The 12,940-nt window shown below is 46.1% G+C and carries 8 protein-coding genes; 4 read left to right on the top strand and 4 right to left on the bottom strand.

Annotated elements, in window-relative coordinates; all coding sequences use genetic code 11:
• Positions 1-99 precede the first annotated feature (99 nt).
• Entirely contained in the window at positions 100-4,035 is a 3,936-nt protein-coding gene (locus ABD772_RS03700) for a Pls/PosA family non-ribosomal peptide synthetase (RefSeq protein WP_345101088.1), read from the bottom strand.
• A gap of 144 nt (positions 4,036-4,179) precedes the next feature.
• Here ABD772_RS03700 and ABD772_RS03705 point away from each other — a divergent pair, with 144 nt between their 5' ends.
• A complete protein-coding gene (locus ABD772_RS03705; RefSeq protein ID WP_345101089.1) occupies positions 4,180-4,806 on the top strand; it encodes a 4'-phosphopantetheinyl transferase family protein in 627 nt (208 codons plus the stop codon).
• A gap of 10 nt (positions 4,807-4,816) precedes the next feature.
• Here ABD772_RS03705 and ABD772_RS03710 read toward each other — a convergent pair whose 3' ends face one another.
• Positions 4,817-5,785 carry an energy transducer TonB gene (locus ABD772_RS03710; RefSeq protein WP_345101090.1) on the bottom strand — a complete coding sequence of 323 codons (969 nt, stop codon included), beginning with the start codon at positions 5,783-5,785 and terminating at the stop codon, positions 4,817-4,819.
• Between the two features lie 88 nt (positions 5,786-5,873).
• Here ABD772_RS03710 and ABD772_RS03715 point away from each other — a divergent pair, with 88 nt between their 5' ends.
• Positions 5,874-6,608: an endonuclease gene (locus ABD772_RS03715; RefSeq protein WP_345101091.1), complete on the top strand. Its 735-nt coding sequence runs from the start codon at positions 5,874-5,876 to the stop codon at positions 6,606-6,608.
• A gap of 57 nt (positions 6,609-6,665) precedes the next feature.
• Here the strand turns inward: ABD772_RS03715 and ABD772_RS03720 are convergent, their stop codons facing one another.
• Positions 6,666-8,534, bottom strand: coding sequence for a CocE/NonD family hydrolase (locus ABD772_RS03720; RefSeq protein ID WP_345101092.1), 1,869 nt, complete (start codon positions 8,532-8,534; stop codon positions 6,666-6,668).
• Between the two features lie 177 nt (positions 8,535-8,711).
• Here ABD772_RS03720 and ABD772_RS03725 point away from each other — a divergent pair, with 177 nt between their 5' ends.
• Positions 8,712-9,251 carry a hypothetical protein gene (locus tag ABD772_RS03725; protein ID WP_345101093.1) on the top strand — a complete coding sequence of 180 codons (540 nt, stop codon included), beginning with the start codon at positions 8,712-8,714 and terminating at the stop codon, positions 9,249-9,251.
• Positions 9,252-9,510: 259 nt separating this feature from the next.
• Here the strand turns inward: ABD772_RS03725 and ABD772_RS03730 are convergent, their stop codons facing one another.
• Complete coding sequence (locus ABD772_RS03730; RefSeq protein ID WP_345101094.1) at positions 9,511-10,158, bottom strand: ankyrin repeat domain-containing protein; 648 nt, start codon at positions 10,156-10,158, stop codon at positions 9,511-9,513.
• A gap of 93 nt (positions 10,159-10,251) precedes the next feature.
• Here ABD772_RS03730 and ABD772_RS03735 point away from each other — a divergent pair, with 93 nt between their 5' ends.
• Complete coding sequence (locus ABD772_RS03735; protein ID WP_345101095.1) at positions 10,252-12,807, top strand: FtsK/SpoIIIE family DNA translocase; 2,556 nt, start codon at positions 10,252-10,254, stop codon at positions 12,805-12,807.
• Positions 12,808-12,940: the final 133 nt, after the last annotated feature.

Genomic DNA, 12,940 nt, shown 5'->3' on the forward strand with positions numbered 1-12,940 from the left:
GTATTGCTGCTAAGTTAGCAAATGTGCAGATATGCAGATGCCGATGTGCATATTTTTTAGTTTCATTTGCACATCCGCATATCTGCAACATCTACAACATCAAGCAGGTTTAACCGGGCTGCCGATCCAATCTGTGCCCGGCGACAGTCGCTCGCCTTTCATTACAAGCGACAAGGACTCGATGCGCGTATCATCGCCCAACTCGCTGTCATACAAAATAATGGTACCTGAGCCTATGCTGCTGCGCGCGCCTATTTTAACCGGACCAACCTTCATCACCCTATCTTCAAACAAATGCGTCTGCGGACCACAATCCTGGTTCAGGGCGGCATCATCCTGGATGGTCACCATATCAAACTCGGTAATGTCGGTAGTATTCATCCAAACCCGCTTACCTATTTTTACGCCCATCAACCTCAATATTGACGGAAGCCATGGTGTCCCCTGTAACTGCTCTAACAGAAACGGAATGGCCAATGCTTCGTAAGTTGATGTAATAGCCTCGCTTTTCCATACAGCCCAGCTCCACATGGGTTTTTGTTGCGCTTTATATCGCCCCACAAACACCCATTTTAAAACCAGAGGAACCAGAAAAGCAGGTATCCCCATAAAAAATAAATAATAAAATGGAAACAACACGATGATCTTCCACAGCGGCTCGTCAACCAGCAGATCGTGGGCATAAGCAATAAAAAAGATAGAAAAGCAGATAATGGCACTCTCCGGCAAAATAATGCGAATAAACTCTACTGTGCCCCGGGCTATCTTGCGGTAGATGCTGGGGTATAGAGTCAGCTCATCCCCGAAGGGCGTGCTCTCCTGCCTGCGTGGCAACGGTATAGCCGGCGAGCCAAACCAATCGCGTGCAGTACTTTCTGCCTGTTGTTTGTCATCCGGCGGAGTTGACAGTACGCCGATCAGCATATCGCTATTTAACGTGTAGCCCTGAGGTATCAACGCGCTATTGCCTACAAAGCTTTTATTACCGATGGTGGTTTTGCTAAGGATAAGTTGCTGGGCACGAATGTCAGCCTCGCCTAAAGTGACAGCATCGGCTACAAAAGCTCCATCGCCAATTTCCAATAGCGGATGCGTAACACTACTGGCGGTGGATATCTCTGTATTCTTGCCGATTTTAGCGCCCAGCATTCTGAAATAGGCTGCCACATAAACCGTCGCGTAAATGGGGTGCATTACAATCAGGCTTAGTGACATTAGCTGATCTGAAAACCACTTACGCACATAAAACATGCTGTAAACCGAATATTTACCGGGTTTTATACCACGTTGCAGTAATCGCGTTAGCAATATCGTCTCGAACATAAACAGCACGATATACAGGATAGCCAGCTCAGGCACGTGTACCATGTAATTGAAATTATAATCGGGCGCATTATTGTCCATGCGGTTAATGGTAATGATTGTAGGCAGTAAAGGTGCCAGGATGATGAACGGAAAGATCATCATACAAAAAATAAAAATCAGCTTGTATTTACGGCGCTTAAATGTCGATATGGGTTCCGGGTGCGGTAAATCGGCAATTTGCTTAGTCTCCTTTAATTGCGCCGGGCTGCCCTGCCATACCTCTCCCTCTCCGATGGTTTGGCCTGCGGATAGCAGGCTCAGATCTTGCAACTCGCCCCAGGCACGAATATCAGTATCGCCCGAAATGGTTGCGCTGCTGCCAATGTAAGCATGATTGCCGATATGGATGCGCCGCAATTTTAACATACCGTTTTCTACAATGGCATTATTCAGGTTAGTCTGAGAGCTCAGACTTGCATCTGCACCAATAGTGATCAAATCTTCGGCACCAAAGCTAAAATCGCTGATCTGGGCGTCGGGCGCTATCTTCATACCCAACCAACGCAGATAAATAGGATATAAAGGCGTGCCGTTCAAAAACTGCGCGGGCAGTAAACGTTGCATGGCCTTAACAAACCACCACCTGAAATAATAAGTACCCCAAAGCGGGTAATCGCCCTCTTTCATCTTGCCTATCACCAGCCACTTGGTGCCGATAGACAACAGGGTAAATATTGGTGGAATAAATGAGAACAAAACCAGCGATGTAATAATAGAATAGGCTACATTTTCTGTCTCCTGATCAATATAGTAATACCCCAGGTATGGAATAAATATCTGGAAGGCATACAAACCATAAATAAACAGCAATGCCACAGTCTGCGCCGACCAGCATGCCACATATCGGTAAAGTGGTGGTTTTTTGTAAGCCTTTTTAGCCTTGGCTTTAACTTCCGGTTGTTTCGCCCAAACTGAAATCAGGTTACTTAAAGGGCGGTTTAAATAAATGTCTTTTAGCGATGCGCCAGGCAAGTTGGCATCTCTGCGTAGCTGGGATACAAACCCCGCAGCAAGCAGCGAGTGGCCGCCCAGATCATCAAAAAAATCCATGCCTGCGGTTATTTCCTTATTCGGGAAAACATTGCGCAGAACAGCCAAAATACGTTCAGAGGGCGGAGCATTCAGGTCTATAGTATTTTGTGCAATAGTTATTGTGGCAAATGCTTCGGGAACCGGCAAGGCTTTACGATTGATCTTACCACTTGGCATCCGGGGCATTTCATCCAGCTTAACGATAGTGCCGGGCACCATGTACGATGGCAAAGTTTTAGCCAATTCAAGCCTGAACAAATTTTCCTCGATGTCGTTAATACCATCCATCACTACATAACCTACTAACTGATCCTGTCCGCTGCCGTCTTTCTTTACCCCCACCACTGCTGATGCTACGCCCGTGATAGCATTCAAACGCACTTCAATTTCACCAAGCTCTATACGGAAACCACGCAGTTTGATCTGGTCGTCGAAACGGCCGCGCAGGTCCACAGTTCCATCGGCATTAATCACAGCAGCATCGCCGGTGCGGTAAATCCTGTCGCCGGGCAAAATATCCAGCGAGGCAGGTTTAGGCACAAACTTTTGTGCCGTAAGCTGCGGCAACTTTACATAGCCTGATGCTACACCCGGGCCGGTGATAATCAGTTCGCCCTCCTCGCCTATGGGCAGCAGGTTCAGGTTTTCATCAACCACTGCCAGGTTATAATTAGGTAATGGATCGCCAATTATAATCTTATCACCTTTATTGAGCGGGGCTATGGTAGCGGTGACGGTAGTTTCGGTTGGGCCATAACTATTATAAAAATCAATACCCGGGCGGGCCCATTTGGCCAGCACTTGTGGCGTACAGGCCTCGCCGCCGGCATTTACCAGCCGAAGGGCATTTTGGCTATCTTCCATTACGGCAAGCAAGCTTGGTACTGCGTGAAGCACCGTTATATTTTCCTTGCGAATGATATCACCTAGTTCGTCAATTGCTTTTGAAGTGGTATTGTCCGACACCCATATGGTCGCTCCGGCAAAATAACTGATCCAGGTTTCCTCGCACCACATATCAAACGACACTGAAAAACCCTGGTAAACTTTGTCGCTTTCGCGGATATTAAAGACCGATTGCTCTGACCGCACCAGGTGGCAGATCTGTTTCTGACTGATGGGGATACCCTTTGGCTTACCGGTACTGCCCGAAGTATAAAGTACATAGGCAACATCATCAGGCAGCGGCCCTTTTGATAATTTGACATGCTTACCCGCCGCCGGCATTGGCGGTACCAATAGCTGCGGGCAGGACACGTTTAATTTTTGCAGGCTAAATATACCATCGGCACCAACTTCGTCTAAAATAATTTCAACACGTTCGGCTGGAATCTCCCTGTCAACCGGCACATAAGCAGCGCCACTTTTAACAATGCCTAAAATAGCTACGTGCAGCTCTAAGCCGCGCTGCCACCAAACGCCCACCTTGCTACCTCGCGATATACCTTTTTTGTTCAGGTATTCAGCTACCGCATTGCTCCAATGGTCGAGCTCAGCATAGGTAAGCGACTGATCGTGGAAAATAACAGCCGCTTTATCCGCATATCTGGCGGTTGATTTGGAAAACAAGGTAGCCAGGGTTTCTTCGCGAATAAGATCAGGTCGGTTGGCCCCGAGTACGATACTCAGTGAATTCATATAAATATATAGTTACTTTTGGGGTACTGTTTATAACGTGATTAAAGCCTTAGACTCAGCCTGTAGAAAGGCTTTGCTGGTTTAGTCTGATACAATAATGCAGGGATAGTTTAGTCCCTTTTTAATGAAACAACAATATTACAAATGATAGCGGGCTACCATACTCAAATAACTGAACGCTGGCCGGAGGAAGAGCTGCATTATAAACTGAATTTGCTGCCACAACCACTGTGTAATAAGATCATGGCCAAACGGCAGCATCTGGACGTGCAACTATCTGTAACCGGCTATATCATGTTGCTAAAACTGATAGATCATTTTGGTCTTGACCTTAGGTTGGATGACCTGCAATATGGGCAATATCAGCGCCCATTTTTTGCGGGCGGCTTCGACTTTAACATCTCGCACTCGGGTAACCGGGTAATTTGCTGCGGAACAACAAAAGGTAAGCTTGGCGTGGACGTTGAGCTGATGAAACCCGTTACCATTAATTACGATGACTACTTTACCGCTGCCGAGCAGCAAAACATCCGCGCAGCGAAAAGCCCTGACGCCTTATTTTTCAAATATTGGACGCGTAAGGAAGCAGTACTGAAAGCTATAGGCACAGGAGTTTATACGCCTCTATTGGATATTGATGTATCTGACGATGAAGTGCATTATGGCGATGAGGTTTATTACTTATCGTCCATTGATATAGCTGCTGATTTTGCCGGATGCCTGGCTTATAGTGTACAGCAGGATATCGTTTTAAAAAAAGTTATCGTTTAAGTCAATTAGACTACAATGTAAAGTTAATTGGTACGGTGTAAGAAACCCTTACAGCCTTGCCAAATTGATAACCGGGCACCCAGGCCGGCGATGCGGCCAATACGCGAACTGCTTCTTTAGACATTAAAATATCGGGGCTGCTTTTAACCTGGAATTCGGCTAATGAACCATCGGCTAATACCACGAATGTAACAATAACTCTGCCCTGCGTGTGGTTGAATCTGGACACTCCCGGGTAATGAATATTTTGGGACAGATAATTGCCAAAAGCCGGCAATCCGCCAAAAAACTGCGGCATTACACTGCGGGTCGTATAGTCATAAGTTTTGTTTTCGTACACATGTACAGCCCTACCTGATTTTAGTGTTCCGTTATCGTAGCTTTCAGTAAATGTAATATGATGATCTTTAGCGCCGTTATCACCTTTCCATTCGCCGTCTCGCAGGCCGTTTTTAACCTTGCCTTCTTCAAACACGTTCGAAAAATTATTATTGTAAATTTTATAATAACCTTCGCCGTTGGTGGCTAAAACTTTTCCGGTGCTGTCCTGATAATCTAAAAAAAGCTCATTATTGCCGGCTATTTTTTCGTCGTCCCAAAGATACTTTTTGTGGATATATAGTTTACCGTTGGGATAATATTCATATGCATCCCCCTTTTTACGCGCTTCATGGAAATTGCACAGCTCCTGTTTTCTACCGTTCGGATAAAACCATACCGCCTGGCCTTCAAACTGCATATTGTCCCGGTTCCAGCTTTTGGCTACTAACCTGGGAGTTTTGTTTATATAATATTCATTTACATTAAACAATTTCGAGCCTGAATCGGGTTCTGAAACTACGCGGGCAAAATCAGCGCTGTCAAGCTCGTAAACCTGGCGGCCGTTATTTTTAAAAAGTGTAGTGATGCTATGGCTTTGGGCAAATGAGTTTGTAAAAATCATGCCGCATAGCAGCAAAATCAAAGTTATAGGTTTCATTTAAATCATTAAGTTACTGACGCTAATATAATAATTAACTAATACCAATTGGCCCAGTCTTTGCATTTATCCCCCAAATAAAATCAAGATGCCCGAGGGTCCGTCCATCATTATACTTAAAGAAAAGCTGAAGCCCTTTATTGGCAAACGGGTGATCGATGCCAATGGGTATGCCAAAGGCCTAAATGCCGGGTTGCTGATCGGTAAGACCCTTAAAGACGTTAAAACCTGGGGCAAGCAAACGCTGCTTATATTCCCGAAGTTTGCAGTACGGATACACATGGGGCTTTTCGGGTCGTACAAGATTAATGAACCGGTGAAAAAAAATGCCGCACTGCACCTTGCATTCAGCAAGGGTTACGTCAACTTCTCCATTATCTCTGTTAAATTAATTGAACAACCGCTGGACGAGTTATACGACTGGTCGGCAGATATAATGAGTGACCAGTGGGATAACGAAAAAGCCGTCGCGAAGCTGAAAGCCAAACCTAAAACCATGATCTGCGATGCGCTGCTTGATCAGAACATCTTTGCCGGATCAGGCAATATCATCAAAAACGAGGTACTATTCAGATCGATGCTTCATCCTGAAAGCATAATTGGCCATATACCTGAAGATAGGCTTAAAGTATTAATTGACGAGGTGATCGGCTTTAGTCAGGAGTTTTTGAAATGGCGCAAAGTGAACCAGCTTATCCGGCATTTGCAGGCGCATCAAAAAGACATCTGTCCCCGCAACCTAATCCCCTTCTGCAAAGCCGACACGGGTAAGAGTAAACGGCATTCTTACTATTGTGAAAAATGTCAGGATTTGTTTGATTGACAACACATCTTAAAGCGTCATTGCGGTAAGGAACGACGCATTTTTAAATGATACTTCCTATTCCACCACCCTAACCTTCAAAAAGCTCGGGTGCGCTTTAGAGGTGTAGATCCGCTGCGTGGCTTTTTTGAAATCGCTTTCATTGGCTTTCATGATATTCACAAAAGTTTGGGGGTTGCGGTCGATGAGCGGAAACCAGGTACTTTGTACCTGCACCATGATGCGGTGGCCTTTTTTAAAGGTGTGCAGAATATCCTGCAACTCAAAGTTAACCGGCGTTACCTTACCAGGCACAAAAGGCTCGGGGTGCTCAAAGCTGTTGCGATATTTGCCGCGGATAGGCTCGCTGCGCACCATTTGCTCATAACCTGCCATTTTTACCCCTGGGGCAGTGAATTTATTGTTCAGTGCAGTATCGGGATATACATCCAGCACTTTCACTACAAAATCAGCATCAGTGCCGGTGGTTGAGACTTTAAGGTTTGCCCAGATATTGCCGGCAATCGTCACATCCTGATCCAGCACATCGGTTTGATAGCTGATCACATCCTTACGGCCTGCCAGAAAGCGTTGATCGGCCGTCATGTACTCGCGCTGCATGTCCATGGTTTTGCTGCGATCCGCAATGAATGGCACCGGATTGTTTGGGTCAGACACATATTCGTCATAGCTGTCCTTGCTTGTTGCAGGCGGATTGAACGACAGCTTGCCGCCCGGCAAGAAATATAATTGCTTGTCGACCGTATTTTTTGGCGGCCAGGTGTTGTAGGTTCTCCATTGATTAATACCCGTCTCAAAAGTATTTACCGGGGCTAAATTTAAGGGTGTGCCTTTCAGGTAATGACTAAAAAAGTTAAACTCAATATCCTCGCGGTAATGGGGGCCTTGTGCACCTCCAAAATCCACATCGCCTAAATGATCACCATCGCCGCGGGCCCAGCCACCATGCACCCATGGCCCCATAGCAAAATAAACCGGCGTCTGCGGATTTTTAGTCACCAGCGTTTTATACGTGTTGATAGCGCCATACAGATCTTCAGCATCATACCAGCCGCCGGTAACCAGCGTCGGAGTTTTAATATCATGCAGATGCAGCAGCACATTGCGGTCTTTCCAGTGCCGGTCATAATCCGGATGATCAAGCATTTCGTTCCACAGGCGAATGGTGTCTTTGTAATACTTGTCGTTAGTATTTTTCATCGGCCCCATCTTCATAAAAAAGTCGTAGCCATCGTCGGTCTTGCCTTCAAATTGTTTGGCCTTGCGCTGAGTGGGCACGCCATCCTGCCGATTGGTAAAGCCAGGATAAAAGCCAAAATTAGCCACCAGGAAAAACGCACCGTTGTGCCAGCCATCATCACGCCATAAATCGGCAATGGGCGCCTGCGGCGATGCCGCCGCTAAAGCCGGATGGCGGCTCAGCAAGGCCGTTGTGGTATAAAATCCGGGATAGGATATTCCCCATACCCCTACTTTTCCGTTATTGTTTGGGATGTTCTTTATCAGCCAGTCTATGGTATCATAAGTATCGGTACCTTCATCTACATCTTTGCTGGTTTTGTGTATTTCCAGTTCGGGCGTCATTTCCTCGTAAATACCTTCGCTCATCCAGCGGCCGCGTACATCCTGGTAAACAAAAATAAAACCATCACGCACAAAAAGGCCCGACGGACCTAAAGCGCTTTTATAAGCATCAGGTCCGTAGGGTGCCACGCTATAGCAGGTACGATCCATCATGACGGGATACGTTTTTGATCGATCTTTGGGAATATAAACCGACGTGAACAGCTTTTTACCGTCGCGCATAGGTATCTGGTACTCCTGCTTTATATAATTGGCCTTGATATAGGCTGCGTCGCCGGGCGATTGTGCGCACGCTGATTGTATGATGATTATAGCAAAGGCGAAAACGATAAATTTTTTCATATAAGTAACAAAGCATGAAAGTAGATATTTTATTACAAAATGCTTACCAGCATAGCACAAAAAACGGCTTATCGGCTCCCTCGACATCCACCAAAAATATTTTTATATAAATTGTAACAAATTTGTTATAATTTATATTTAGCTTTATATAACCAATCAGTAAAGGAGGGGTAAATTATGAAAAGAGTACTAATGTTATGTTTAGTAGCTTTTGGTATGAGCATGCCCGCGAAAGCCCAATGCCCGATTAACGAAATCTTGACTACTAAAGAACCGCAAGCCATTGCGACCTTAATTGAAGCTAACACCGACTGTATAAGGCAGGCGCTAACACAGAACCCCGAGTACCAGAATTTCAGAGTTTATGTAGATTACCTTTACAACACCTCCACACCGTGGATTTTTCATACTAACCTGGAAAAAGAAAAACTATTTCAGGACTTTTATGCTACCTGGGGTCAGGCTTATCCAAGCATGAGTTCACCGGCTCCCGCTGCACCCGAGTTTTATGCAGCTATAAAAGAAATGGTGGCTACAGACCCCGCTTATTTCGCGCAGCGTAAAGAGACTAAGATCCCTATTAAATATCAACAATGGTTATATGTAAAAAACCTTGTTGCCAAATACGGCGAACGCAATATTATGTTGCTGGCCAATGCTACCGCAAAAATTGCAAACCTGGCTACACCCAGCTATAGCGTATTTGTAGCTAATTAAAACATACGCTTGTCCAGGTCACGTGGGGCAAGTGTAATATGTGTGATGAGTTCGTTAATGAGCGGCGGGGGTAGTGTCCCGTCGCTTTTTTGTATCGCCAACACCCTGCCTCCCCAAACTCTCCCCGGTAGGGAGACATTAGCCCCCTCTAAATCTCCCCCGCGGAAGGGGAGACTTTGAACACTTGTTTAACATTTTAAATAATTGAAGCCCCTCCTACCGGCGAGGGTTTGGTGGGCTGTTTCGCTTTAGCTAAATTTTACCGCAATATCTCGGCAATCTCTTCAAAACCTTTTTCGCGGGCCATGTCTGAGGGCAGTTTACCTCCCTCCATGCGCACATTTACGTCGGCGCCATTTTCCAGCAGCAGTATCAACAGCTCCAGGTTGCCGTTTTGTGCAGCCGAGTGCAGCGGCGTTACTCCCGCTTGCTGCCTGATATTTACCTGCGCTCCGTTATCGATCAACATGCGGGCTATGCTGGTATAATTACCTGCAGCAGCCGAGTGTAACGGAAAAACGTTAAAGCCATTGTTTGAAGGCTGGTTAACATCAGCTCCTTTTAATACCAGGTAACGGGCTACCTCCAACTGCCCGAAATAACAGGCCAGTCCAAGTGGCGTAAAACCGTCATCAGCATATAAATTAATGGCATCCGGATTATTAAAAATAAGATGCGCCACCACATCAAACTTGCCCGCAGCAGCTGCTTCGAATAAACTGATCTCTTCGACATATTTGAGCAGCAAAGCTGTAACTTCCGGCTTTTTAAAGTAGCACGATAACATCAGCGGAGATACATTATGGCTTGTCATTGCGGTGGCCAAAGCGGGTTGTTGCGTGAGCAAGCTGTTAAGTACAGGCAGGTTGCCCTCGGTAATATATTGTTCAAGTAAGTCGACACTCATGTTAGCTCAATATTACCAAAAAAATTAAAATTTCGGCACCTCATTGTTTAATCTATTAACTTTATATTTGCACATACTTCTGTTACATTAGGAATGCCGGTAAAAGGAAATCAGTTTAAATCAAATAGTTTTAAAGAAGAAAATCTGCCTCGACAATCATCAGAAAAAGGGTCGAGAGAAAGAAGTGCCAGGCCAAAAGTTGAGCGCATGCCAACCTTTGATCTGCAGGACGGCCGTTTGATCAAAATCATTGGTCTGTTTTTCCTGCTGATGTCGCTTTTCTTCCTGATTGCCTTTACTTCGTATCTGTTTACCTGGCAACAAGATCAAAGCTATGTATCGGCAGCCAATGGTGGCTGGCACAACCTGTTTACCAGCCAGGCCGAGCTCAAACTAAAAGGCATTGACCCGGTTGAAAACTGGCTGGGTAAATTTGGCGCCCTGCTATCTAACCAGTTCATTTTTGAGTGGTTTGGGGTGGCCTCATTCCTGTTTGTATTTGTATTTTTTGTGATAGGCTATCGTATGCTTTTCAAAGTACGTTTATTTTCGGCTTTGCGCACTTTAGGCTACTCATTTTTCGGGTTGATATTCATATCGGTGGCACTGGGATTTTTTCATGCTTTTATTGACGATACACCGCATTATTTAGAGGGCGGCTTTGGCTACTGGACCAACCGTTTGCTGGACGTGCAGATAGGCCAGTCGGGCACCGGCGGTTTATTGCTGTTTGCTGCGCTTACCGTATTGATCATTGCGTATAACATTGATTTCAAGCTGCCGAAACGGAAAGCTAAAGAAGCATTTGCCCCGTCTGCGCCTGATTTTGAACCTGCCGACGCTTTTAACCATGAGCCGGTTGAACTGGTTGATGAAGAAATATCGCACCCCGTTGAGTGGCCAAAAGGCAGCAATGCCATTAAGCCCGAGGCCTTTACCAATCAGCCCCTGCCACCGGCGGTACAACCGGAGCCTGGTTTTCATGAAACGGTAGTTTTAACGCCCGATGATGAAAATGCCGACCCGGATCTGGGAGAAGATATCCCGCTTACTTTAGAAACAGAGCGCCCCAGCCCCGTGCTGAACGTGGAAAAAGCTGATGACGAAAAAGCGAGGGCACTGGTTGAACAATTTGGCACCTATGATCATAAACTCGACCTGGCATCGTACAAATACCCAACCCTTAATTTGCTGGAAGATTATGGAACGGGCAAGATCGCAGTGAACTCTGAAGAACTGGAAGCCAACAAGAACAAGATCGTCGAGACGCTGAACCATTACAATATCGAGATCGATAAGATCAAGGCTACTATTGGCCCTACGGTTACTTTATATGAAATTATCCCGGCGCCGGGTGTACGTATCTCTAAGATCAAAAACCTGGAGGACGACATCGCGCTGAGCTTAGCCGCTTTGGGCATCCGTATTATTGCCCCTATGCCGGGTAAAGGTACCATTGGTATAGAGGTGCCTAATCAAAACCCCGAAATGGTGTCAATGCGCTCTATCCTGGCTACAGAGAAGTTCCAGAATACAACCATGGATCTGCCTATTGCTTTAGGTAAAACCATATCCAACGAAGTATTTATTGCCGACTTAGCCAAGATGCCTCACCTGCTGGTTGCAGGTGCTACCGGTCAGGGTAAATCGGTTGGTATTAATGCCATCCTGGTATCGCTTTTGTATAAAAAGCACCCTGCCGAGCTGAAGTTTGTTTTGGTGGACCCAAAAAAGGTAGAGCTAACGCTGTTTCGCAAAATTGAGCGCCACTTCCTGGCTAAATTGCCTGATGAGGAAGATGCTATCATAACCGATACTAAAAAGGTGGTGAACACGCTTAACTCGCTTTGTATTGAGATGGATCAGCGTTATGACTTGCTGAAAGACGCACAGGTACGTAACCTGAAAGAATATAACGCCAAGTTTATTAACCGCAAGATCAGCAACCCCGAGAAACACCGTTACCTACCATTCATCGTACTGGTGATAGACGAGTTTGCCGATTTGATGATGACCGCGGGCAAAGAAGTTGAGCAACCTATAGCGCGTATAGCGCAGCTGGCCCGTGCGGTGGGTATTCATTTGGTAATTGCTACACAGCGCCCATCGGTAAATATTATAACCGGTACCATTAAGGCTAACTTCCCGTCGCGATTGGCGTTCAGAGTATTATCTAAGATCGACTCGCGTACCATTCTGGATGCCGGCGGTGCAGATCAGTTGATCGGTCGCGGGGATATGCTGTTCAGCACCGGCAGCGACCTGATACGCCTGCAATGCGCCTTTGTAGATACACCCGAAGTTGAAAAGATATCAGAGTTTATTGGCGATCAGCGCGGCTATCCTACTGCCCTGCTGCTGCCCGAATATGTGGGCGAAGGCGAAAGCAGCAGTGCCAAAGAATTTGACCCTAACGACCGCGACCCGATGTTTGAGGAGGCTGCCCGCCTGATTGTGATGCACCAGCAGGGGTCGACCTCATTGATACAGCGTAAGCTTAAACTGGGCTATAATCGCGCAGGCCGCATTATTGACCAACTGGAAGCCGCAGGTATTGTCGGCCCGTTTGAGGGCAGTAAAGCCCGCGAGGTGCTGTATCCTGACGAATATTCGTTAATGCAATATCTGGAGACTTTGGATAAGGGGTAATATCAATCTTGTCATTGCGTGGAGGAACGACGAAGCAATCGCAGGATTGCATAGTTGGCGATTGCCGCGCTACGCTCGCAATGACATCAACACGAAAACCAAACATCTCACTAAACGTTTTCGACTATAACAA

The sequence above is a fragment of the Mucilaginibacter panaciglaebae genome, assembly GCF_039539265.1.
In the GTDB taxonomy this organism is placed as follows: Bacteria; Bacteroidota; Bacteroidia; order Sphingobacteriales; family Sphingobacteriaceae; genus Mucilaginibacter; species Mucilaginibacter panaciglaebae.

Excerpts from the sequence above, each read along its gene's own strand:
- ABD772_RS03720 (WP_345101092.1), bottom strand. The coding sequence starts at position 8,534 with ATGAAAAAATTTATCGTTTTCGCCTTTGCTATAATCATCATACAATCA.
- ABD772_RS03725 (WP_345101093.1), top strand. The coding sequence starts at position 8,712 with ATGAAAAGAGTACTAATGTTATGTTTAGTAGCTTTTGGTATGAGCATG.
- ABD772_RS03715 (WP_345101091.1), top strand. The coding sequence starts at position 5,874 with ATGCCCGAGGGTCCGTCCATCATTATACTTAAAGAAAAGCTGAAGCCC.
- ABD772_RS03705 (WP_345101089.1), top strand. The coding sequence starts at position 4,180 with ATGATAGCGGGCTACCATACTCAAATAACTGAACGCTGGCCGGAGGAA.
- ABD772_RS03735 (WP_345101095.1), top strand. The coding sequence starts at position 10,252 with ATGCCGGTAAAAGGAAATCAGTTTAAATCAAATAGTTTTAAAGAAGAA.
- ABD772_RS03700 (WP_345101088.1), bottom strand. The coding sequence starts at position 4,035 with ATGAATTCACTGAGTATCGTACTCGGGGCCAACCGACCTGATCTTATT.
- ABD772_RS03710 (WP_345101090.1), bottom strand. The coding sequence starts at position 5,785 with ATGAAACCTATAACTTTGATTTTGCTGCTATGCGGCATGATTTTTACA.
- ABD772_RS03730 (WP_345101094.1), bottom strand. The coding sequence starts at position 10,158 with ATGAGTGTCGACTTACTTGAACAATATATTACCGAGGGCAACCTGCCT.